This is a genomic window from Mesorhizobium sp. L103C131B0 (assembly GCF_000502275.1).
Lineage (GTDB): Bacteria > Pseudomonadota > Alphaproteobacteria > Rhizobiales > Rhizobiaceae > Mesorhizobium.
The window spans coordinates 74,346-97,892 of the sequence record NZ_AYXC01000003.1; the positions used below are offsets into that span (position 1 = coordinate 74,346).

General features: G+C 63.4%; 18 protein-coding genes and 1 tRNA gene. 13 read left to right on the forward strand and 6 right to left on the reverse strand.

Annotated features, from left to right (window positions below):
* Positions 1 to 122 precede the first annotated feature (122 nt).
* Together murA and X730_RS157060 are read right to left on the reverse strand one after the other, a co-directional pair.
* The gene (gene murA / locus X730_RS157065; RefSeq protein ID WP_023697319.1) at positions 123 to 1,415 is read right to left on the reverse strand and encodes a UDP-N-acetylglucosamine 1-carboxyvinyltransferase; all 1,293 of its coding nucleotides are present in this window, start codon (positions 1,413 to 1,415) and stop codon (positions 123 to 125) included.
* A 142-nt stretch (positions 1,416 to 1,557) separates the two neighbouring features.
* Positions 1,558 to 1,752 carry a hypothetical protein gene (locus X730_RS157060; RefSeq protein WP_023669287.1) on the reverse strand — a complete coding sequence of 65 codons (195 nt, stop codon included), beginning with the start codon at positions 1,750 to 1,752 and terminating at the stop codon, positions 1,558 to 1,560.
* 150 nt (positions 1,753 to 1,902) lie between these two features.
* On the opposite strand from X730_RS157060, the gene X730_RS157055 reads away from it, so the two are divergent.
* From X730_RS157055 to X730_RS157035, 7 genes are all read left to right on the forward strand, one after another.
* Positions 1,903 to 1,977: transfer RNA gene (locus X730_RS157055), tRNA-Thr, on the forward strand.
* Positions 1,978 to 2,378: 401 nt separating this feature from the next.
* On the forward strand, positions 2,379 to 6,215 hold the full coding sequence (locus X730_RS1000000165210; protein WP_196814805.1) for a caspase family protein: 3,837 nt from the start codon (positions 2,379 to 2,381) through the stop codon (positions 6,213 to 6,215).
* Between the two features lie 182 nt (positions 6,216 to 6,397).
* Positions 6,398 to 7,792, forward strand: coding sequence for a multicopper oxidase family protein (locus tag X730_RS157050; RefSeq protein WP_023825865.1), 1,395 nt, complete (start codon positions 6,398 to 6,400; stop codon positions 7,790 to 7,792).
* Positions 7,793 to 7,944: 152 nt separating this feature from the next.
* A complete protein-coding gene (locus X730_RS157045; protein ID WP_023825866.1) occupies positions 7,945 to 9,258 on the forward strand; it encodes an NAD(P)H-dependent oxidoreductase in 1,314 nt (437 codons plus the stop codon).
* An 80-nt stretch (positions 9,259 to 9,338) separates the two neighbouring features.
* A complete protein-coding gene (locus X730_RS157040) occupies positions 9,339 to 9,581 on the forward strand; it encodes a type II toxin-antitoxin system VapB family antitoxin (protein ID WP_023825867.1) in 243 nt (80 codons plus the stop codon).
* Entirely contained in the window at positions 9,581 to 9,760 is a 180-nt protein-coding gene (locus X730_RS1000000168525; protein ID WP_245261319.1) for a type II toxin-antitoxin system VapC family toxin, read from the forward strand. The genes X730_RS157040 and X730_RS1000000168525 overlap by 1 nt, the downstream gene beginning before the upstream one ends.
* A 483-nt stretch (positions 9,761 to 10,243) precedes the next feature.
* Complete coding sequence (locus X730_RS157035; protein ID WP_023825868.1) at positions 10,244 to 11,143, forward strand: MBL fold metallo-hydrolase; 900 nt, start codon at positions 10,244 to 10,246, stop codon at positions 11,141 to 11,143.
* Between the two features lie 67 nt (positions 11,144 to 11,210).
* Here X730_RS157035 and proC read toward each other — a convergent pair whose 3' ends face one another.
* From proC to X730_RS157020, 3 genes are all read right to left on the reverse strand, one after another.
* Complete coding sequence (gene proC / locus X730_RS157030; RefSeq protein WP_023669294.1) at positions 11,211 to 12,026, reverse strand: pyrroline-5-carboxylate reductase; 816 nt, start codon at positions 12,024 to 12,026, stop codon at positions 11,211 to 11,213.
* Positions 12,027 to 12,113: 87 nt separating this feature from the next.
* Positions 12,114 to 13,433 (reverse strand): O-antigen ligase, encoded by a 1,320-nt coding sequence (locus X730_RS157025; RefSeq protein WP_023825869.1) that lies wholly within the window; start codon positions 13,431 to 13,433, stop codon positions 12,114 to 12,116.
* Positions 13,402 to 14,400, reverse strand: a complete 999-nt coding sequence (locus X730_RS157020; RefSeq protein ID WP_023692395.1) for a glycosyltransferase — start codon at positions 14,398 to 14,400, stop codon at positions 13,402 to 13,404. The genes X730_RS157025 and X730_RS157020 overlap by 32 nt, the downstream gene beginning before the upstream one ends.
* Before the next feature lie 172 nt (positions 14,401 to 14,572).
* On the opposite strand from X730_RS157020, the gene X730_RS157015 reads away from it, so the two are divergent.
* The 3 genes from X730_RS157015 to X730_RS157005 are packed head-to-tail and all read left to right on the forward strand — an operon-like array spanning position 14,573 to position 17,456.
* Entirely contained in the window at positions 14,573 to 15,745 is a 1,173-nt protein-coding gene (locus X730_RS157015; protein ID WP_023825870.1) for a glycosyltransferase family 4 protein, read from the forward strand.
* A complete protein-coding gene (locus tag X730_RS157010) occupies positions 15,742 to 16,536 on the forward strand; it encodes a WecB/TagA/CpsF family glycosyltransferase (protein WP_023715617.1) in 795 nt (264 codons plus the stop codon). The genes X730_RS157015 and X730_RS157010 overlap by 4 nt, the downstream gene beginning before the upstream one ends.
* A complete protein-coding gene (locus X730_RS157005; RefSeq protein WP_023825871.1) occupies positions 16,533 to 17,456 on the forward strand; it encodes a DUF6492 family protein in 924 nt (307 codons plus the stop codon). Before X730_RS157010 ends, X730_RS157005 begins: the two co-directional genes overlap by 4 nt.
* On the opposite strand, the gene X730_RS157000 is transcribed toward X730_RS157005, so the two are convergent.
* Positions 17,453 to 18,748 carry a lipopolysaccharide biosynthesis protein gene (locus X730_RS157000; RefSeq protein ID WP_023669300.1) on the reverse strand — a complete coding sequence of 432 codons (1,296 nt, stop codon included), beginning with the start codon at positions 18,746 to 18,748 and terminating at the stop codon, positions 17,453 to 17,455. The genes X730_RS157005 and X730_RS157000 overlap by 4 nt on opposite strands.
* 198 nt (positions 18,749 to 18,946) lie before the next feature.
* Here X730_RS157000 and X730_RS156995 point away from each other — a divergent pair, with 198 nt between their 5' ends.
* The 3 genes from X730_RS156995 to X730_RS156985 all read left to right on the forward strand — a co-directional run bounded on the left by X730_RS156995 (position 18,947) and on the right by X730_RS156985 (position 23,500).
* Positions 18,947 to 21,235 carry a GumC family protein gene (locus tag X730_RS156995; RefSeq protein ID WP_023692390.1) on the forward strand — a complete coding sequence of 763 codons (2,289 nt, stop codon included), beginning with the start codon at positions 18,947 to 18,949 and terminating at the stop codon, positions 21,233 to 21,235.
* A gap of 355 nt (positions 21,236 to 21,590) precedes the next feature.
* Entirely contained in the window at positions 21,591 to 22,490 is a 900-nt protein-coding gene (gene folD, locus X730_RS156990) for a bifunctional methylenetetrahydrofolate dehydrogenase/methenyltetrahydrofolate cyclohydrolase FolD (protein WP_023669302.1), read from the forward strand.
* A 17-nt stretch (positions 22,491 to 22,507) separates the two neighbouring features.
* Entirely contained in the window at positions 22,508 to 23,500 is a 993-nt protein-coding gene (locus X730_RS156985) for a GlxA family transcriptional regulator (RefSeq protein WP_032905230.1), read from the forward strand.
* Positions 23,501 to 23,547 lie beyond the last annotated feature (47 nt).

Here is a 23,547-nt window from a genome sequence, read left to right on the forward strand (position 1 = left end):
TCTTTCCGGTCCGTGCAACCGCGACACAAATCCAACCCGAGGCTAGGGCCTCAGGTTTGAAGTGTTGATAGCGAATGAAGGTAGCACCAGACGCCTGTCTGTCTGAAGCAACTGCCGTGCGGTCAAGCCGAAATCCGCTCGATCACCGCGCCGCAATTGGAGAGCTTTTCTTCCAGCCGCTCAAAACCGCGGTCGAGGTGGTAGACGCGGTTGACCGTCGTTTCGCCTTCGGCCGCCAGACCGGCGATGACCAGCGACACCGAGGCGCGCAGATCGGTCGCCATCACGGGTGCGCCCTTCAGCTTGGAGACGCCGTCGACGATCGCCGTTTGGCCGGACAGCGTGATGTGGGCGCCGAGCCGGGCCAGTTCCTGCACATGCATGAAGCGGTTTTCAAAGATGGTCTCGGTGATGCGCGACTTGCCTTTGGCCATGGTCATCAGGCCCATGAACTGCGCCTGCAGATCGGTCGGGAAGGCCGGGAACGGCGCCGTCGTTACGTCGACCGGCGAAATGCCGGCGCCGTTGCGCCGGACGCGAATGCCGGAATTGGTCGGCGTGATCTCGGTACCGGTCTGGGCAATCACATCCAACGCGGTCTGCAGCAGCTCGGGGCGGGCGCCTTCGAGCACGACATCACCGCCGGTCATGGCCACCGCCATGGCATAGGTGCCGGTCTCGATGCGGTCGGGGATGACGCGCACGCGCGCGCCCGACAGCGACTCGACGCCATCGATGGTGATAACAGGCGTGCCGGCGCCGGAAATTTTTGCGCCCATGGCGTTGAGGCATTCGGCGAGGTTGACGATTTCGGGCTCGCAGGCGGCGTTTTCCAGCACCGTCTCGCCCTTGGCGAGCGCCGCCGCCATCATCAGCACATGGGTGGCGCCGACGGAGACTTTCGGGAATACATAGCGATTGCCGACGAGCCGGCCGTTCCTGGTCTTGGCCAGCACATAACCAGTGTCGACATCGATGTCGGCGCCCAGCGCCTGCAAGCCCTCGAGGAACAGGTCGACCGGGCGCGTGCCGATGGCGCAACCGCCGGGAAGCGACACTTTCGCCTCGCCCATGCGGGCCAGCAGCGGGCCGATCACCCAGAACGACGCCCGCATCTTCGACACCAGCTCGTAAGGCGCGGTGGTGTCGACGATGTTGCGGGCCGAGAAATTGATGGTGCGCGAATAGCCCTCATTCTGCTTTTCGCGGCGGCCGTTGACCGAATAGTCGACGCCGTGATTGCCGAGGATGCGGATCAGCTGCTCGACATCGGCCAGATGCGGCACGTTTTCCAGCGTCAGCGTGTCGTCGGTGAGCAGCGAGGCGATCATCAGCGGCAAAGCGGCGTTTTTCGCGCCCGAAATCGGAATGCTTCCGGCGAGCTTGTTGCCGCCGACAATTCTGATGCGATCCATGAGAGAATGTCCCCTCGGCCCGAAAGGCCGGTTTTCGTCAGTTTGAGTATCGGCCCGTCTAGACCATTGGCCGGCTTGGTTCAAGAAATAGGATTTCTGAGCCCCTTTGGCCAAGGTGACCGGCCAGTGTGGCTGATATCGGTCAGTCCTTGTGCATTTTTTCAGCAGCCGGCAGTCCTTCGGGCCGCTGGTCAGGATCACCGGTGCGCCGCGAGCGCGCTTGCGTCTTGCGCTTCATGAGATTGGCGCGCAGCTGCTCGGCCAGACGGTCCTTGCGGTCAGTCCCGTCCTTTTTTTCCGGATCAGCCTTTTTCGGTGGAATTGTCTTCTCGTCCATCGTTCCGTCCCGCCCGCAACTGGCAGGGCCTGCCGTTCAAGGGATAGCTAGCATTGTGGCGCCGCCATGTCAGCGAAACTTGTCTGGCAAAGCCTTTCACAGACGCCTTGCGCTTGCCGGTTCTATATGGCAGAAGCCCCGCCATCAGCGGCTGCGGTAGCTCAGTGGTAGAGCACTCCCTTGGTAAGGGAGAGGTCGAGAGTTCAATCCTCTCTCGCAGCACCAGTTCATTCCCTTTGATTTTAAAAGATGCAGTCGCGAAGTCGGGGTCTCGTTGCGGACCAAAAAAGCCGGCTGACGTAAAAGTGCCAATCCCGCGCATCCAACCGTGGCCCCCTCGCCCGGAAACATTGAGAGAAAGAGGTTCTACGGGGCCGGACGACTGCTCAACAAGTCCGGACCTGTCAACTCATGAACAGGCCGGACTGGCCGTATCCGGCATGCTGAACACTACCGCTCGCACGCTGAAAGCCAGCCGCCTCGTACGCATATCCACGACAAGAACACAGCTCGCCCAAGGACTTGCCATCGGCCGGCCATCATGATGCCATCTCGCCTGCGGAAGATAGCGTTGGGTTTTGGGGTAGAGAATGCTCTTTGGGCGAACGGCAGGTGCGACAGGGCGCATGTGCGCGGCAATTGCTGCGGCACTGGCGCTGTGCCTATGCGCGTTTGGCCCCGCTTTGGCTGAAGAGCCGAAGGCGCTGAAAGGCGTCGCGCTCATCATCGGTCAGTCCGACTACCAGCATGTCGGCAAACTGCCCAATCCGGAAAACGACGCCCGCGCCATCGAGGAGATGTTCGACAGGCTCGGCTTCGAGACCAATGTCGCCACCAACCGCGACGCGCGCAAATTGCGGCGCGATCTCGAAGGCTTCGTCGACGATGCCGAGGGCGCCGATGTCGCCATCATCTACTATTCCGGCCACGGCATCGAAGCCGGCGGCGAGAATTATCTGGTCCCTGTCGATGCCGATATCTCGGCGCTCGACAATGCCGGCGAAAAGCTGGTGCCGCTGTCGTCTATCGTCGCCGAACTGAAGGCCAAGGTGCCGGTCACCATCGTTCTGCTGGACGCCTGCCGCAACGATCCGTTCCCGCCGGGCACGCTCTTGAAGCTGGCGCCGGGCGACGAAGGCAAGCCGATCGGCGCCGGCGGTCTCGGCGAAACGCGCGGCGTGGTTTCCCTGAAAGGCGGCGCCGAGGCCAAGGGCTCGGTCGACGACAGCCTCGGCCAGGTCATCGCCTTTGCCGCCGAGCCCGGCAAGGTTGCGCTGGACGGTCCGGCCGATGGCAACAGCCCCTATGCGGCAGCGATCCTGCGCCACATCGACATGGTGGGCGGCGAGGAATTCGGCACCGTTCTGCGCATGATCGGCGAGGAGGTCTATCTCAAGACCAACGGCCAGCAGCGGCCCTGGGTCAATGAGAGCCTGCGCCGGCTGCTCTATTTCGGCACCCCCTCCGAGGCGCCGAAAGGCGATGAGGGCGAAATCCTGCGAGAACGTCGCCAGCTGCTGCTGACCATCTCGACTCTGCCCGATCCGGAACGCCGCCAGATCGAAACCATATCGCGTGACGGCAAGGTGCCGATGGATGCGCTCTATGCCATGCTGAAGACGCTAGGCGTCGAGATACCCAAGGACCCGACCGAGCTCGACAAATTGCTGCGCGGCCAGACCGAGCGGCTGAAACAGGTGCTGGCCGAACAGGCGACCTTGATAAACCCGGATCCTGAAATCGCCAGGCTGTCGAAGCTCGCCGAACAGGCGGTGCAGGAAGGCGCGCTCGAGGCCGCCAAGAAATTCCACGAGCAGGCCAAGGCGCGCGTCGGCGAATTGTCGACGACCGTCGATCAGGCCGAGGCCGAGCTGAAGGCAAAGCGGCTGGAATTCGCAAAGGTCTTCGCCAGCAGTGCCAGGACTTATGAAATCTCCTTCAACTTCAAGGAGGCGGCGCAGGATTACGCCAAGGCCTATGAGCAGGCTGCGAAATGGAGCGACGAGGACACCTTTTTCTACAAGGCGGCTGAGGCCAACGCCCTGTCCGAACAAGGCGATTTCTCCGGCGACAATGCGTTCCTCAGCCAGGCCCTGACCGCCTATGAACTGGCCCTGACCTATGTAACCCGCGAGAAATCGCCGCTGCTTTGGGCAGCGACCCACAACAATATGGGCGCCACGCTTGCCACTTTGGGCGAGCGGGAAGCCGGCCGCGAAAACCTCGACAAGGCAGTTGCCGCCTATGAGCAGGCGCTGACCGTCTACACCCATGACGCCTATCCTGACGACTGGGCCTCGACCTATGGCAATCTGGGCACTGTCTACTGGCGGCTCGGCCAGCGCGAGAACGGCACCGCACTGCTGGAGCGGGCGGTCGGGGCCTTCTGCTCGGCGCTCGAGGTACAGTCGTCGAAAAAACTGCCGCTTGAATGGGCGGCGACGCAGAACAATCTCGGCATCGTGCTGTCCGAAATCGGCGACCGCCAGACCACATCGGACAGTTTCCGCGCGGCGATCGAGGCGCATCGTGCGGCATTGACGGAATACAACAGAGAGCGCGTGCCGCTCGACTGGGCGCTGAGCCAGGTCAATCTGGGTGCTGCGCTCTACCGCCTCGGTGAGCGCGAAAAGGATATCGCGACCATGCAGCAGGCGGTTGCTGCCTATCAGGCGGCGACCGGCGAAATGACCAGGGAACGTGCGCCGGCGCAATGGGCGACAATCCAGAATAATCTGAGCACGGCGCTGGAATCGATCGGAACCATTACCGGCGATGTCGCCACGCTTGAGCAGGCGCGCGACGCCGCCCTGGCATCGCTTACGGTTTGGACGCGCGAGCACGCCGCGGCGAGCTGGGCCAACGGCCAGCTGACGCTCGGCAACGCCTTGCAGCGCCTCGGCGCCAAGCAGAAGAACAAGGAACTGCTGCTGCAGGCAGCCACCGCGTACCAGGCCGCTCTGTCCGAATATCCGCGTGAGAAACTGCCGCTTGACTGGGCTTCGCTGCAGCAGAATCTGGGATCGGTCAACGACACGCTCGGCGATCTCGATACGGGAACCGATTACTACATTCAGGCGGTGACCGCGTATCGTCAGGCATGGGAGGTCTATACCGCAACCGCCGCGCCGGGCGAGTTCGCTTCGATCGGCTACAGCCTTGCAGGCACGCTGTCGAACTGGGGCGAACGCGCGGGGGACATCTCGATCCTGCGGCAGGCGATCGATGTCTACGGTCAGGTGCTCCGGGTTCGCACCCGCGACAAGGACCCAGCCAATTGGGCCAAGACGGAATTCCGCCTCGGCTGCGCATTGATGATGTCAGGCAAGCTGGCCTCTGACGATCTACTGCTGCAGCAATCGGTCGACGCGCTGCGGGCGGCGCTCGACGGGCAGACGAAAGGCGGTGATGTCACGGAGATCGGCCAGACGCGGCGCGTGCTCGGCCAGACCCTGTCGATCCTGGGCGACAATACATCCAACCTGGACTTGCTGGCGCAAGCAGCCGACATGCTGGAAGCCGCGCTCCCCGCCTACTCCAAGGACGCCGACCCGGAGGAGTGGGCCAATATCAATTACGACCTCGGCTTTGCCCTCTACAGCCAGGGCCGGATTGGTGGCGACGCCACGTTCTACGCCAAGGCCGTGGAGAGCTTCGAGAGGGCAGCGCGGATCTACGACGGTTTTCCCGACCGCATGCAATGGGCGCGCACCAAGGGCGATATCGGCAATGCCTTGCTGATGGCCGCGGACGGCAAGGACGTCGAGTTGCTCACCCGCGCGATTGCCGCCTATGACGCAGCGCTCAGCGTGGTAACGCGCGAGAATGCGCTGGCTGTCTGGGAGAACAATCAGAACAATCTCGCTGGCGGGCTGTCGAGTCTTGGTTACTGGGCGAACGATGTCGGCAAGCTGAAACGAGCCGCTCAGATCTACCGCGACCTCGCCACGGTGCGAACGATCGCCCGCGATCCCGATCTCTGGATCACCAACCAGACCAGTCTCGCGCAGACGCTGAGCATGATCGCGGCCCGCGAGCCTTCGGCTGAATTGTACGAGGAGGCGATTGTCGTCAACCGGGCGCTTGCCGAGCAGCTCGGTCGCGACCGCGATCCCGAACGTTGGGCCAATGCGCGCAACGAGATGGGCTATGCCTTGACCATGGCCGGCCGCGCCGAAAACAATGTCGCGCATTTCGAGGAGGCGGTGTTGGTCCTGCGCGAGGCGATCGTGGTGCAAAAGAAGATCAATTCGGTGCCGGCTGTCGCCTTCACGCAGGACAGCCTGTGCGACGTGCTGGTCGATCTGGGCGCCGCCCACAAGGACGAGGCGATGGCACAGGAAGCGATCGCCGCATGCCAGGACGCGCTCGTCATCTTCCGTGACAAGAAGATGGACGATCTCGCCGCCGGTTCCGAAAAGAACCTCGCCGAGGCACAGGCGTTGCTGGCCGAGTTGCATTAACCCGAGCCCGCGCTCCCGGATGCGGGCGAATGGTGGGCACGCCAGCGTTCACGCTGTTGCGCAAGCAGATGTCACCGGCTCGCCATGGCATGACAGAGATGCGATGTGGCAGTATCGGCTTGTGCGCCGGTCGCCACCCGTCATTCAGGACGACAGGTAATCATATTCCGTTGGAGCGCCAGATGACCCTATTCACCCGCCGCGGGCTTCTGAAAACGGCTGCGGTTGCCGGCGGTGGCGGCGTCGGGCTGGCAGCAATGACCAAGCTCAGCGGTTGGGCAGCTGTCACACCTGAGCCGGTGGTGCTCAAGACGGCAAAGATCCAGGCCAGGTTCATGGATGCGGGCGAGACCCGGGATGTCCTGACGTATGGTGAATCAGGCATGCCGCCTGTACTGCGGATGAAAAAAGGCGAGCCCTTTGCCGCGCGTCTCGTCAACGGCATCGACGATCCGACGACGATCCACTGGCACGGCATTCGCGTTCCGAACAAGATGGACGGCGTCCCCTTCCTGGTTCAGCCCTACGTCTACACCGGCGATCATTTCGACTACGCCTTCACCCCGCCCGACGCCGGCACCTTCTGGTATCACCCGCATTGCAACACGCTGGAGCAGATGGGCCATGGCCTCACCGGCGTGATCGTGGTCGAGAACCCCAACGATCCAAAATTCGACGCCGAAGCCGTCATCAACCTGCGCGACTGGCGCCTCGGCGACGACGCACAGTTCATCCAGCAATTCCGGCCGCGCGATGCCGCAAAAACCGGAACCTATGGCACGGTGCGCACCGCCAACTGGCTCGACCAGCCGCAATTCGACGCGCCGGCCGGCGGGTTGGTGCGGATGCGGGTCGCCATCACCGATGTCACCCGCATCTACGCCTTTCGCGTCGAGGGTGGGGAGGCCGCGGTCATCGCGCTGGACGGCAATCCGGTGCCGCAGCGTTTTGCGCCCGATGCTTTGCTGCTCGGACCGGGGCAGCGCATGGAGCTCGCCATCCGCATGCCTGACCAGGAGGGCGCGATTGTCAGCCTGGGCGACATCAGGGGCACCAAACCCAAGGTCCTCGCCACCTTGCGCGCCACCGGCAGCTCGCTCAAGCGCGATTTGCGCGACCTCGCACCGCTGGAAGCCAACCCGGTGCCGGAGGTGGATCTCGCCAGCGCGAAACACATCGCGCTCTCGCTCAGCGCCACGGCGGAAAACGTGCCGAGCGACAGCATATGCGGCACGCTAGGCTACTCCTTCTGGGCCATCAACAAGGTACCGTGGCCGGGCGACACGCCGGACCCGACCGCGCCTTTGGCCGAGCTGAAGCTCGGCAAAAGCTATGTCATCGACATGGAGAATTTGACGCCGCAATCGCATCCGATGCATCTGCACGGCATGAGCTTCAAGGTGCTGTCGTCGTCGACACGCCAGGTTCAGCCGGTCATCTCCGACACCTATCTCATGCAGCCCAACGAGAAGGTTCAGCTCGGTTTCGTCGCGGACAATCCCGGCGACTGGCTGCTGCACTGCCACATCATCGAACATCAGAAAACCGGCATGACGAGCTATATCAGGGTGGTTTGACGCCGAGGCGGGTCAATCAGCCTCTACTGGGGTTGGCCTCACCTGCCGGGCCTGTTGCCGGAGAAATTGCCGCCGTCCGCTGGTTTCGTTGGCAAAGCGGGGCCGTTCCCTGCTATTCCCGCCTGCAATCAAGAAGCCGTGGACACGCTTGCATGACCAATGTCGCCCTGACCGGACTGGCCCGCGATCTCGCCAGGCGCGCCGCCGAGGGCCGCCCGGTGCGCATCGGCGTCATCGGCTCCGGCGAAATGGGCACCGACCTGGTCACGCAAGGCATGCTGATGCCCGGTATCGAGATCTGCGCCATCTCGACGCGGCGTCCGCACACGGCGCGCGACGCCATCCGCATCGCCTATGGCGACGAGGCGATGGCGGTCGAGGCCGACATGGGTTCGAAAGTCACCGCGGCGATCGAGGCCGGGAAAATCGCCATCACCTCGAACGAGATGCTGGTCACCAATCCGCTGATCGACGTCGTGATCGACGCCACCGGCAAGCCTGGTGTCGCCGCCGATTTCGACTTGAAGGCGATGGAGCACGGCAAGCACCTGGTGATGATGAATGTCGAGGCCGACGTCACGATCGGCCGCTACCTCAAGCAGCAGGCAGACCGGCTCGGCGTCGTCTATTCGGTCGGCGCCGGCGACGAGCCGTCGAGCTGCATGGAGCTGATCGAGTTTGCCTCCGCGCTCGGCTACACCATCGTCTCGGCTGGCAAGGGCAAGAACAACCCGCTCAACCACGATGCCGTTCCGGATGACTATCGCGAGGAAGCCCTTCGCCGCAACATGAACCCGCGCATGCTGGTCGAGTTCGTAGACGGCTCGAAAACCATGGTCGAGATGTGCGCCATCGCCAACGCCACCGGGCTGGTGCCCGATGTGCCGGGCATGCACGGGCCCAAGGCCGACCGCGACCAGCTGGCCAAGGTGCTGATACCGCGCGCCGATGGCGGCATCCTGTCGAAGAAGGGTGTTGTCGACTACACGATCGGCAAGGGTGTGGCGCCGGGCGTGTTCGTCATCGTCGAGGCGACGCATCCGCGCATCGTCGAGCGCATGGACGATCTGCATATCGGCCACGGCCCCTATTACAGCTTCTTCCGGCCCTACCATCTGACCTCGCTGGAAGTGCCGCTGACGGCAGCGCGTATCATGCTCTACGGCCGCCCCGACATGGTGCCGCTGCCGAAGCCGGTGGCCGAGGTCTGCGCGGTCGCCAAGCGCGATCTCGCCATGGGCGAGACCTTCGATGCCATCGGTGAGACCTGCTACCGCTCCTGGACAATGACCGTCGAAGAGGCCCGCGCCGTCAGCGCCGTCGCGGTCGGCCTGCTCGAAGGCGGCAAGGTGCTGAAGCCGGTCAGGAAGGGCGAGCTCATCACCACCGACAACGCCACACCCGACCGCACGACCAGGCTGTTCGCTTTGCGCAAGCTGCAGGATGAGATGCTGTACGGGAGCTGAGATTGGATGACAGGCCAGTCGGGCTGGCCTTGTCATGACAACTCCCTATGTTGTAGTGGCACCGAACGGAGGCTTCCAGGATGAATCTCCAGATCAGAGACCCGCGCGCCCGTGACCTCGCCCGGCAGCTTCCCGAAAAGCGAAAGATTTCAATGACCGAGGCGGTGATCGAGGCGCTCGAATCCGAGCTTCAGCGCGAACGTGAACGAGTTCCGCTGGCTGAGCGGCTGGCCGCCATATCGAACGATCTGAAGGCCAAGGCGGGAAGCGGCGGCAGGGATTTGACTAAGGATGAGATCGACGAGATGTGGGGACATTCCTGATGTTCATCGACACCTCGGTGGTGATCGCTGTCCTCGCCGGAGAGGAAGACGCCGCCGATTGGAGCCGCCGGATCGGGCAGGCCTCGATACGGATAACATCTCCGCTGGTCGTGCTCGAAGCGGCGATGCGGCTTTCGTCGAAGTTGGTGGTGGAGCCGCTCTCGCCGAAAGGGCAATAGGAGACTTCCTGCGCGAAGCCGCGATCGAGGTGGTTCCGATCGAAAGAGGTGATGCCAAGCTCGCGATCCAGGCTTTTTCGAACTATGGCAAAGGTCGGCCACCCGGCTCAGCTCAACCTCGCTGACTGCCTGTCATATGCCTCGGCAAAAAGCCGTGGGATGCCCTCGCTCTATAAAGGGAAAGGCTTTTCCCACACCGATCTGGCCTGATCCTACTCCCCCAGATCCACGATTCGGTCAGCAGCTTCGTCAGCCGCTCCCGCCCAGCAGGCCAAATGCTGCCGCGGTCGCGCCATGGGGCTGTTGACCTGCTCGCGCAACACGCCTGATCATTGCGCTCGTGCTGACGACGCAGACCATCGGATGCGATTGTATGATCCATTCATATAGTCTGTCTTTTTGATCCGGGTTTTTCAAACGATGCCGAGATGCCAATCTCCGAACGATCAGTTGAACCCCATTGAGGTTGAAATCTTGCAAACCATTTGGACAAGACGCGAAACAATGAAAACCCTTCTGGCAACGGGCATGGTTGCCATGCTTCAGCCTCTGGCTTTTGCAGCCAAGGCCGCCGCCAAGCTGGAATGGACCTATTTTCAGGCTGACGAGAAGGGTTTCCGCCGCACGCCGGTGCTGCTGACCGGTGAGAAGGAAGCCATCCTCCTCGATGGCGGATTTACGCTGTCGGATGGCCGTGCGGTCGCGGATGCGATCAAGGCGACGGGCAAGACTCTGACCACGATCTACGTCAGCTGCAGCGACCCTGACTATTATTTCGGCCTGCGTCCCGTCGCGGATGAATTCCCCGGCGCCAAGATCATCGCAGCCGGCGCAACGGTGGCGGCGATCAAAGCCAATGTTCAAGCCAAGCTCGATGTCTGGAGCCCGCAGCTCAAGGACAATGGACCGAAGGTCCTGGCGGATGTCGTCATTCCCGAGGCTTCCGATATTACCTCACTTGAAATCGAAGGAAACAAGATCGAGATCGTCACCGTCGCCGATCTGAAAGACCGCCGCTATCTCTGGGTGCCCAGCCTTGAAGCCGTGTTTGGCGGCGTGCTGATCTCGTCCGGCGTGCATGTCTGGGTTGCCGACGAGCCAACCGTAGACGACCGTAAAAAATGGATTGCTGCGCTTGATGAAATCACGGCGCGCAAGCCCAAAATCGTGGTGCCGTCCCATCAGGTAGCCGGCGCGCCGGACGGTCTTGCGGCCGTGGAATTCACCCGCGCCTACCTCGAAGCCTTCAACGAGGAAGCCGGGAAATCGAAATCCAGCGTGGAACTGATTGCGGCGATGAAGCGGCGCTATCCTGATATTATTGACGTCTCGTCGCTGGAACTGGGAGCAAAGGTCGCCAAGGGTGAAATGAAGTGGGGCTGATACGGTTGGCCCGGGGCTAAGGCAGGAGCACACGGGCCACCTACAGCCCTGACGTATTGCGAACGGTTTACTTCCCCAATTCCACCGACCGCAGCCGTGCCGCTTCGACTGCTTCGGTCAGCAGCTTCGTCAGCCGGTCTTCGCCCATCAGCACGGCAAGGGCGGCTGCCGTGGTTCCGTTGGGGCTGGTCACCTGCTGGCGCAGGACGCCGGGCTCCTCGCCGCTTTCGGCAGCGAGTGCAGCAGCGCCATAGACGGTCTGCATGGCCAGCAGCCTGGCGGTCTCGGTCGGCAGCCCGGCCTTCTCGGCTGCAACCGTAAGCGCCTCGATGAAATGGAAGATGTAGGCCGGACCGGACCCCGAAACCGCCGTCACCGCGTCCATCAGGCCTTCGTCGTCGATCGTCGTCACCACACCGCTCGCCGACAGCAGCTCGGCAACGAAACGCCTGATGTCGTCGGTCACCAGCGGGTTGGAATAGACCACCATCATGCCCTTGCCGATCGCGGCCGGCGTGTTGGGCATGCAGCGGATAACAGGCGCGAGATGGCCGAGTATGTGCTCGAAGGTGGCGACCGGCGTGCCCGCGGCGATGCTGACGAAGGTGGTCCTGCCGTCGCCGAAGCGCTTATAGGCGGCGGTGACGTCGCGGATCACCTGCGGCTTGACGGCGATGACGACGAGGTCGGGCTCTGCGTCGGCGGGGATCCCGTTCGCGTCCGCGGCGACACTGCAACCGAGGTGCTCGGCGCGCTTGCGCAATTCGGCATTGGGCTCGACCACGAACACGGCTTGCGGGGCAAGCTTGCCGGATTTCAGCCAGCCCGCAAGCATGGCGTAACCCATATTGCCGCAACCGGCGAGAACAAGCCTGATCGTCATTGAGAGCCCTCCGAGACAAGGGTTCTCCTTAGACGCTAGCGGGCAGACGGGAAAGCCCCTCAAGGGGTGCTGGATCAGGCCAGCCGGTCAAGGTCGCCGGCGCACCGCGATCGGCCGCAGCGACACTTGCCGCAGGCCAAGCGCGCCGAGCACGAAGAACAGCCAGACCGGGTCGCCGCGGTGGAAGAAGAAGCTTTCGAGGAAAGCGTTCAGCGCCGTGAACAGCACCACCATCATGAAGAAGTCACCGAGATAGATGTTCTCCTTGCGCGGCGGGATGCGCATGTAGTCGCGCAGCGGCGCGATCAGGAAAGTGTAGACGGCAACGCACAGCGCCGGGATGCCCATCAGCACCGCAATGTCGAGATAGCCGTCATGGCCATGCACGATGGTCCGGATGTCCCAGGCCCGGTCGAAGGGCTGGTCCTGGCTCAGCAGCAGCGGCGTGCCCCAGAAGCTTTCATAGCCGTAGCCGGTCCAGGGCTTCTTCGCCAGCATCTCGCCGGAGAACTCCCACAGCGTCGTGCGCCCGGTATAGGTGAGGTCGGGGAAATAGATGGCCGCCAGTTCCTTCACCGGCGGGATGAAGACGATGCCTAAGGTGCCGATGGCCGTCGCAATGATCGCCAGTGCAAACAGGACCGGCGTGCCGAACCGCATGCCGATCAGGCCCGGCAGCACGACGATCAGGATCGAGAACGGCACCAGGCCGGCCGTCGTCTTGGATCCGGTGTGCAGCATGAAGATCATCGCCGCGCCGAAGATCGCCACGCCCCAGAATTTCTGGCCGCGCCGGAAGAGATAGAGGCCGGCGAAGCTGAAGCAGGCCATGATTGGTCCGGCAATGTTCTTGTGGGCGAACACACCACGCCACAGGCCGGCATGTTCGGGCTCCTGCGAATCGGCCGTATGCAGGGCCTCATGCGGAAAGACGATGAGGCCGATATAGGACAGGCCGATAACGACGATCGCGCAGAATATGATGACTTTCGAAAAACTGTCGCCGTCGCGCGGCAGCACCAGGACCGTCGCTATCGTCAGAACGCCAAGCAGCGTGAAGAAGGCCGCGCGCATGGCCGAGGACGGGTCGGTCGCGTTGATGACCGAAAGCATGAAAAAGCCGAGCATCAGGATCCAGGACGGGCTGAGCAGCGAGCGCACCATCTTGGGGTCGGCGAACGTCAGCAGTGAGAAGATCGAAATGGCGCCGAGCGAACTGAAGCCGAGCTGGTTGACGATGTCGCCGCCGTCGCCGGTCAGTTCCGCGCCTGCCGGCTGAAACGGCCGGAACGACACGATGACGACGGCAAACAACAGCGCGGCAATCGCCGTCGCCACGCCGTCGCGGGTGACGATGCCGCCCAGCAGCAGCTCGTCAGTTCTTCTCAGGCTGCCTGTATTGCTCATTGGCGTATCCGAATTCGGCAAGCACGCGGCCGAGCGAGACATAGACGGGGTAAAGCGCCGTCGACAGCGATCCTGTCCGCGCCAATTTGATTGCGCCGCGCACGGGCGAGGCTATCAGCAGCGCCAGGCTTTTTGCAAACACCTTGGCGCCGGCGAATGGCGTGCCGGCGCGCTTCTTCTTTTCGACCAGCGTCGAGATTACACCGTTGCGTAAGGATCGGGCGCGGATCCAGTCAGCCTCGACGCGCCGGGCCGGAACGCCTTCGCGCACCTTTGCCTCGGCGCACCAGCCAAGCACGAAACCTTTCTGCGCCGAGCGGCTGAGGAAGTCGGAATCGCCGCCGCCCATGAAGTTGAACCGCAGGTCGAGGAAGGGTGGCCCCATGATGGTGAGCACATTGCGCCCGACCAGAAGGTTGCCCGAGGAATAGAGTGCGGCCACGCGCCCGGTCTGGCGATAGGGCGGCGCAAACACCGGGTGCTCGGCCCATTTGGCGTGAGCAGGATCGGTAAACACCGGCACTTGCGGGCCACCGACAATGTCGGCGCCAAGCGTCTCCGCCGTCCTGCACATGCGCTCCAGCCAGTCCGCGTCGGCGATCTCGTCATCGTCGATGACCAGCAAATGGCGGAAATCCGGAAAATGCAGGATCGCCGTCTGCCAGCCGGCATTGTAGGCACTGCAATTGCCCCGCTCATGCGCGATGATGACCATGCCCTTCATATCGTCGCGTTCGAACAGCGGCACGGCCGCCTGGGCGCCCTCACGCGCCTCGGCCTCGTTTTCGATGACGATGACGGCGAAGCGCCGGCTGGTTTGCTGTGCCTTGAGCGACGCCAGCGTTTCGAGCAGCAGTTGCGGCCGCTTGAAGGTCGGCAGCGTGACGACGGCTTCCATCGTCTCTGCGGCGAGCCCCGGAGAGCGTCCCGCAATCGACACCGAACCGTCCGATGGCAAAGGGATCATCCGCTCCAGCCGCATGTTTTGAATCTGGCTTTCGATAACACCGCGACGATAACGTTTCGTTAATCACCTTTCGCAGCGGCGCCTGCCGGTCCGCGCCTTTCAGCCGTTGCGTTGCGTGATTTAATCAAGGGTTCACCCAGCTTTGCTAGTGGCTGACGCCTGGATAGGTGAGATGCATCTGCTGTTCGCCACATCGATCGTGCCCGACGGCGCTCTCGCTTCGGGCTATGAGATCGCCAATGCTGCGATCATCGCCGCCTTGCGGCGCGCCGGCGTGCGCGTCACCGTCATCGGCTTCATCTGGCCGGGCAAGGCGCCCAGCGACCCCGAAAACACCATCGTGCTCGGCGCCGTCGACGTGCGCACGGAAAGCGCCTCCGCGCGGCAGAAGCTCGCCTGGCTTGGCAAGGCGGTGCTGTCAGGGCTCACCTTCGCTTCCGTGAAGCTGCGCGCGGTTTCCGACAGCGAAGTCCGTGCCGCGATCGAGCGCGCCGGTCCCTTCGACGGCTATGTCCTGAATTCGGTGCAGTTCGCCGGCGCCTTTGAAAAACTGTTCGCCGACCGTCCCTCGATTTTCGTCGCCCACAATGTCGAACATGGTTCGGCCAAAGAGAATGCGGCAGCAGCAAACAGTCGCTTCCAGCGCCTGCTGTTTGCCCGCGAGGCCAGGCTGCTCAAGACCATGGAGGAGCGGCTCTGCCGCCGGGCTCGCTTCGTCTTCACGCTGGCCGAGGAAGACCGCGCCGCACTCGGCGTTGCCAGCGACGACCGCTCGGCGGTGCTGCCGCTGGTGACCACTGCCACGGCGCCAAAGCCGGTCAAGCCGCGCCGCATCGATTGCGACGCGGCGCTGATCGGCACTTGGACCTGGCAGCCGAACCGCATCGGCCTCGACTGGTTCCTGGAAAAAGTCGTGCCGCATCTTCGCCGGAGCTTTCGCATCAGGGTCGCCGGCAACATGCCGTCGGATATCACCTCTGCCCATCCCGGCGTCGAATTTGTCGGCCGCGTGTCCGACGCCCAGAATTTCGTGCGCGGCGCCGCCGTCATCCCACTGATCAGCACCGCGGGCAGCGGCGTTCAGCTCAAGACCATCGAAACCTTCGAACTCGGCCTGCCGTCGGTCGCCACCAGCCGTTCGCTGCGCGGCATCGATCATCGCCCGGCAAATTGTTTCGTCACCGACGATCCGGCCGCCTTCGCCGGCGCGCTGGAGGCAGCGGCGGCCGATGTCAGGGATGTCGATGGCAGCGCCTTCCATCGCCGGCAGATCAAGGCACTGGATGCCGCCATCAGGCTCGGCCTGGAAAAGCTCGGGCCGGTGGGGGAGGAGGTGTTTGCATGAACATGCACACCGCCCGCGCCGCCTTCGGGCTCGATACGCTGAAGACGATCCTTGGCATTTCGGTCCTTGCCATCGGCTGGGATGACGCGATCGCGCTGCTCACTCGTCTGATTGCCGAGCGGCGCTTCACCAAGGTCAGTTTTCTCAACGCTCACAACGCCAACATCGCCTCTACCGATCCGGTCTTTGCCGAGGCGCTCGACGATTTCCTCATCCTGCCTGACGGCGTTGGCGTCGATCTGGCGGCAAAGCTGCTCTACGGCGCGCCGTTCCCGGACAATCTCAACGGCACTGATCTCATTCCGGCCTTTCTGCAGGCATCGGCGAGGCCGCTGACCGTCGGGTTGCTTGGCGCCACCCGCGCCAACGCCGAGGCGGCGTCGGTCAGGCTAGCCGCTCTGGCGGTGCAGCACGAATTCGTCGTCATCCATGACGGCTATTTCTCCCCCGCCGAAGAGCAGGCGATCGTCGATCGCATCGAGGCATTGCGGCCCGACGTGCTGCTTGTGGCCATGGGCGTGCCGCGCCAGGAATTGTGGATCGCCCGTCATATCGATGCCCGCCACTGCACGCTGCCGATCGCCGTCGGCGCGCTGCTCGATTTTCTCTCCGGCACGGTGCCGCGGGCGCCTCTGTGGATGCGCCAGCTGAGGCTCGAATGGTTGTTCCGTCTGTGCATCGAGCCCGGCCGGCTGTGGCGCCGCTACGTCGTCGGCAATCCGGTGTTCCTGCTGCGTGTCGTCAGGCAGAAATTCTCGCGTCGGCCCGAGCCCGCCGGAGAGTTGCGGTGAACAGCCGCGTCGTGCCGAGCCCTGCAGCCGAGACCGGTGCCCTGCCGCAAACGCCGACGGCGGCGGTGGTGACCGCCAGCTATGCGCCGGATTTCGAACGCTGCCGCCTGTTGTGCGAGACCCTCGACCGCCATGTCTCCGGCTTGGCGCATCATTACATTCTGGTCGAGCACCGCGACGTGGCGCTGTTTCGCCAGTTGGAAAACGACCGCCGCAGCGTTGTCGACGAGCGCGACCTGCTGCCGCGCTGGCTGCGTGTGTTCGACGATCCGATGAGCCTCTTTCGCCGTCGCATCTGGCTCAGTCTCAAGACCCAGCCGCTGCGCGGCTGGCATGTGCAGCAGCTGCGCCGCATCGCCATCGCTGCGCATGCTGGAGAAGACGTGCTGGTCTTCTGCGATTCCGACGTCGCCTTCCTCAAGCCATTCGATCTGAGCGCCTTCTGGCGCGACGGCAAGGTGCGGCTGTTCCGGCGCGACGGCGTGCTGTCGAGCGACGGTCACGACGAGCATCGCATCTGGTCGCGCAATGCGGCCTCGGCGATTGGTATCGATGCATCCGAGGTTTCGAACCACGACTATATTTCGACGCTGATCGCCTGGCGCCGTCAGACCGTGACGGCGATGTGCGCCGAGATCGAGAAGGTGCACGCGCGCGGCTGGGTCGAGGTCATCGCTTCAGTGCGCCGGTTCTCCGAATGCATGATCTATGGCCGCTATGTCGACGATGTGCTGGGGGGCGCCGGCCATTTCCACGGCTCGGAGGAATTCTGCCGCGTGCACTGGACCGGGGAGGCGCTGTCGGATGACGAATTCCGCAGCTTCGTCGCCGCTATGTCACCGGGGCAGGTGGCGATCGGCATGCAATCCTTCATCGGCACCGATATCGGCCGCATCCGCCGCCTGATCGGATTGGCTTAGATTGCCTTGGCGGGCTTGCGCAGCGCCGAATAGGTCAGCAGCGCCGAGGCGAGATAGAGCAGCAGGAAGACGACATTGAGCGATACGACAAGCCTGGGCGTGTCGGCAATCGTGGTCAGCACATAGGTCAACAGCACCGCCTTCAGCCCCGCCAGCAGGCCGAGGTTGAGCGCCCTGAGCGCGGTCTGGCCGCGCGCGAACAGCAGCTCGGCCTGGTATTCGACCAGGTTGCGCAGTCCCGGCACGCCGATTGCCAACGCCACCAAGGGCGCCGCCTCGGCGACATTCCGGCCAAGTGCATTGGGGAAGAAATGCAGCACGATGCCGAGTGCGGCCAGTGCCAATGTCGACACCAGGAACACGCCGGCTTCGATACCGCTCTTGACCCGCAGTCGCGACAACAGCTCCGGCGCCCGCATCATCCTCTGCACCAGCATCATCGAGAAGGTGCGGATCGGGATTGCCGTCAGGTCGACCAGCCGCATGATGATGGCATAGATGCCGGCCAGATGCGGCCCGCCGATCGCCAGCACGAGCAGCTTGTCGAATTCCGACTGGAGGTAGAACAGCACTTCGGCTCCTGCAACATAGATCGAATCGGCAAGCCGCCTGAGATAGAGCTCGGTGCGCAGCCTCAGCCGCTGGCGTGGATAATAGAAGCCGAAGGCCAGCAGCAGCGAGGCGGCGTTGGCGCCGATGTAGAACAACGACCAGATCCAGACGCTGTGCTGGCCCGATAGCATGAACAGCACGGCGCCCAGCGCGCGGAACGCCGTGGCCACGATCGACAGCACGGCGGCGCGGCCGAATTTGCCGAGCCCGTTGTTGACGATCAGCACCACCTCGACCGGCCGCCACAAAAGCGCCTCTGCAAAGACGATTGCGGCAAAGACGGCCAGCGGAACGGTGCTGGCGAAGAAGATCAGGTAGACGCCCCAGGAGGCCGCCGCCAGCAGTGGTAAGGACACGGCGCCAAGCAAAAGGAAGCCGGCGGTGAAGGTGCCGATCAGATTGGGGCGGATGGTGGCTGTGCGGTAAAGCGCCGAGATGAAGCCGAAAGCGAGGATGCGCGACAGCATGACGCCGGCCGCCGAGGCGGTGGCGAACATGCCGAACTCGGCAATCGACAGCGTGTTGGCAAGTGCGATGAAATAGGCAAGCGAGAACACCAGCCGCCCGCCGGCGCCGCTGATGGCTGAAAGATAGTCGCGAACCAGCCCCCGTCTTTCGGCGAGGAAGGTGCCGATGCGGGCGAGTGTCCGCCTTTGCGGTATGTCGCTGGCCTGCGTCATATCGAGGAAAGCCGTAAGCCGCAAAGCTTAACGTGCGGTTCTGACGCCATTTTACAGATCCCGGCAATGCGTGGCGAAGCGAGAAACTTTCACTTGCAGACTTCGGAAATTAACCTTTTGTTTCCCATGCCTGTTTAGCGTGACTTAACGATTGGCCGACCGCCGCTCCTGCGCCGTCGAAGGTAAAGTTTCGAGACAATGGTCGACAGGGAAAACCGTGAAGACTGGAGGCGCGAGCGCTCCCTCCTGGCGCTCGGCAAAGCCGTGCGCGGCGATGAGGCGGCGGATGCGTCGGCGGTCTCGATCGGTGACCGGGTGGATCCGTCATGGCGCGAGGACGCCGCCACGCGTCACCGCATAGCCCGCTCGCAACGCGAGGCGCGGTCGAATCCGGCGCCAACGTCACCGCCCGAGCCGCCGCAGTTCCAGGCCGACGGCGAACCCGTTTCGGCCGCCAGCGCGCGTGAGGAGCCTGTTTCCGGCCGGCGTCAGCAGCACGCCGCCTATGAGCTCCGCTCTTTCCACGAGCAGCGACCGGACCGCGACGACGATGACGGGCAGGAATGGAAGCCGCTGATCGATCCGCTCCAGGTCGTCCGCGGCATTAGTCGTTCCAAGTTGCTGATCGTCTCGACTACGATATTGGGCACGGTGCTCGGCGTCGCCGTCGCCGTTTCGACACCGAAGAAATACGAAGCCACCACACAGATGGTCATCGAGCCAGGCGACCTGAAGCTTTCCGACAACGATCTCACCCAACCGGTCGGGCAGCCCGATGCGGCGCTGGCTGTTGTCGAAACCCGCATCAAGATGGTGACATCCGGCAAGGTCCTCGACAAGGTCGTGGCCGATCTCAATCTCGTCGACGATCCGGAATTCAACGGACAGGGCTCTGGCGGCCTTGGCGTCCTGTCGCTCATTCGCTCGATACTGTCGCGCCAGGATGGCCCTGGCGGCGGCGGTGAAGTGCGCCGCCAGGCGCTGGCGGTCGGCAATCTGGCCAAGAGCCTGTCGGTTGAGCGCAGCGGCAAGAGCTTTGTCGTTTCCATCAGCGCCACCACTCAAAGCGCCGACAAATCGGCGAAGATAGCCAATACGACCAGGGACGTTTTCCAGCAGGAGGCGGCCCAATACCAGTTCGGGATGGCCGGGCGCGCGACGGACCAGCTGACGGCCAAGCTCGATGACCTGCGCAAGAATGTCGAGACAGCGGAGCGCAAGGTCGAGGATTTCAGGGCCACGCATGATCTCGTCGACGCGCAGGGCCATCTGATCAGCGACGACCAGATGCTGAAGCTCAACGAGCAGCTCTCAGTCACCCGGGCCCGTACGCTGGAACTCAATGCCCGGGCCGCGTCGGCGCGTTCGCTGGACGTCAATTCGGTCATCAACGGCACCTTGCCGGAAGAAATCAATTCCAACACGATGAGCGAACTGCGCGCGCAATATGCAGTTTTGAAGCAGGAGGCCGACCGCGCCGCCGTGCGTCTGGGACCGCGTCATCCCGAATACCAGGCGCTCAACGCCCAGCTCGACGGCTCGCGCGAGCGCATCGCAGGCGAACTGCGCCGCATCGCCTCGTCGCTGCAGGTCGATTTGAAGCGCTCGGTTCAGCTTGAGCAGGATCTCGCTTCCCGCCTGGCTCAGGCAAAGGTCCAGAGCGGCGACGTCAACAGCGATCTGGTCAGCCTGCGCGAACTGGAGCGTGACGCCACGGCCAAACGCTCCGTCTACGAACAGTACCTTCTGCGCGCCAAGGAGACCGGCGAACAGCAAAACATCAACACCACCAACATCAATCTGATGACCCCCGCGCAACCGCCGCTCGAACCCAACGGACCGTCGCGGGCTGTAATAGCGATGGCCGGCCTGCTGCTCGGGCTTGCTTCGGGCATCGGTGTCGGCGCCATGCGCGGCGCCTTTGCCAGCCTGCGCGGCGCTGCCAATTCGCGTTCGCGCGGCAGAATGGACGAGCGCCCCCCTCCGGTCGAGGACAAGGTCTATCGCGCGCCGCTGCCTGTGGCGCCGCCACCGGCAGCACCTCCGGTGTTGCCGACCGCGGCCGCTCCCGCCCGGAGCCCAGGTCTGTTCGACGGACTGTTCTCGGCGATGCGCAAAGCCGCGCCGGGTAGCGGGACGTCAGGCGAACCCGTCGAGACCTACCGCGCCCAACCAGCCGCCGAATATACAAGGCCGGTGCAGGAGCCTGTGGGCTATCGCCAGCCGGACTTCCGGAACGAGGTTCCGCACGCCAATTCCCCTGCGCAGCAGCCTGGCTACGCGCAGCCTCGTCAGCCGGCTGACTATGCCTATTCGCAGGCTCAGCCGATGCCCGCGGCGTCCGGGCCGTGGTCTTCTCCGCAGCCCGCTGGGGCGGCGCCGGAAGACCAGCAGGCGCAAATCGACGATATCCGCGCCAGCCTGCGCGAATTTCGCGAAGCGGTGCGCGAACTCACCGAAAGCCGTTCGCACCGCCGCTATTTCTGAGCAATTCCAGGAAAAGTGTGAAACGGTTTTCCCGGGAAAAGCGCGTAGCGCGCTTTCCCTTGGGAATTGCGTCAAAACAAGAAATAGAGCGGTTCAGCCTTTCCGTGAAAGGATGAGTCGCTCTGAGCCCGTCAGCACAGAATAAAAGCTGCCGGTTTCGAGTTTACGGCATGTGACGGCGCTTTGACGGGATTGCTTAGGCCAAATTTCGTGACAATGCCGCGCAGCATGGCGCCCAAAAAACGCTGCCGTCGGGCTTTACCCGAATGGGCGGAACGTTTGGAACAACGACATGCACGAAGCAACGTTCAAGGCGCGCGCCGCGCCTTGGCTGGAATGATGTCGAGGATGGTTCATGGCCGAAGTGATTGACGGAAAGATCGTCGCCGCAGACGTGGTTCAGAAGGTCAAGGCCTTGACCGAGGACCTGGTCGCCAAGGGAAAGGCCCAGCCCGGCTTGGCGGTGGTCATCGTCGGCGAGGATCCGGCAAGCCAGGTCTATGTCGCGTCGAAGTCGCGCACCGCCAAGGAATGCGGCTTTCATTCGCTGCAGCACACACTGCCGGCCGACACGTCCGAAGCGGCACTGCTGAAGATCATCGGCGAACTCAACGCCGATCCGGCCATCAACGGCATTCTGGTGCAGCTGCCGCTTCCCGCCCATATCGATGCCGGCAAGATCATCCAGGCCATCGCACCGCAAAAGGATGTCGACGGCTTTCATTTCATCAATGTCGGCAAGCTCGGCACCGGCGAACTCGAAACAGCCTTCGTGCCCTGCACGCCGGCCGGCTCCATGCTTTTGATCGAACGCGTGCGCGGCAAGGATCTTTCCGGCCTCAACGCGGTCGTCGTCGGCCGCTCCAACATCGTCGGCAAGCCGATGGCAAATCTGTTGCTTGCCGCCAACTGCACCGTCACCATCGCCCACAGCCGCACCAAGGATCTGCCGGCGCTGGCCCGCACAGCCGACATTCTGGTTGCCGCCGTCGGCCGGCCCGAAATGATCAAGGGCGACTGGGTCAAGCCCGGCGCCACCGTGATCGATGTCGGGATTAACCGCATTGCCGCACCCGAGAAGGGCGAAGGCAAAACCCGCCTCGTCGGCGATGTAGCCTATGCCGAAGCCGCCAAGGCCGCCGGCGCCATCACCCCCGTGCCCGGCGGTGTCGGACCGATGACCATTGCCATGCTGATGGCCAATACGTTAGCCTCAGCCTACCTTGCGGCCGGCTTGAAGCGGCCTTCCTTCTGACCCAGAAAGCAGCTTCTTTGCCGAACCTTACTATACCCTCTGAACGGCCGGATGATCCCGTTCAAGGGGGCCGGCAATTCGCGTTCCTGCTGGTCGACAAGTTTTCGATGTTTTCGTTGGCAGCGGCGATCGATACCTTCCGCTCGGCCAACCGCCTGCTCGGCCGCGATTTCTATGGTTGGACCACGGTCTCGGCCGACGGCGATCCCGTCATGGCCTCCAATGGCCTGCCGCTCAAGATCGACTATGCCGTCGCCGATTTGCCGCCGGTCGATATCCTGTTCGTGTCGGTGGGCCTGTCGGTCGAGTTCCCCGGCAAGAGCAAGGTGCTGGCGGCGCTGCGCAGCTGGGGCCGGCGCGGCAATGCGCTCGGCGCGCTGTCGGTCGGCTCTTACCTCCTGGCCGAAGCCGGCCAGCTCGAAGGCTATCGCTGCACCATTCATTGGGAAAACCGGGCCGGCTTCGTCGAGCGCTTTCCCGACATCAACTGCACCGGCAACGTCTTCGAGATCGACCGCAAGCGCTACACCTGCGCCGGTGGCACGACCTCGATCGACCTGATGCTGGAGATCGTGCGTGGCGACTTCGGCTCGAACCTCGCCAACGGCGTTGCCAACCAGTTCCAGCATGAGCGCATCCGCTCCGCCGGCGACCGCCAGCGCGTCGGGCCGGAGCGCGACCTGACCGGCAAGTCGGAGAAGCTAAGGCGCATCGTCGAACTGATGGCCGACCATCTCGACGAGCCGCTATCAGCCGTGCAGCTTGCCAAATCGGCGGGCCTGTCGGTGCGCCAGGTCGAGCGCTTGTTCCTGCGCCATTTGAGCGTCACGCCCGGTCGTTACTACATGCGGCTCAGGCTTGAGCGGGCGCGCGAACTGCTGCGCCAGACCAACATGCCGATCCTCGACGTGGCCATCGCCACCGGCTTCACCTCGCATTCCTATTTTGCCCAGAGCTACCGGCTGCAGTTCGGCCGTCCGCCTTCCGAAGAGCGGCGCACCACGTACTGACGCGGTGCTGAGCCGGCCTCGGAACAGGCCTCGGCCGGCGCCGATCC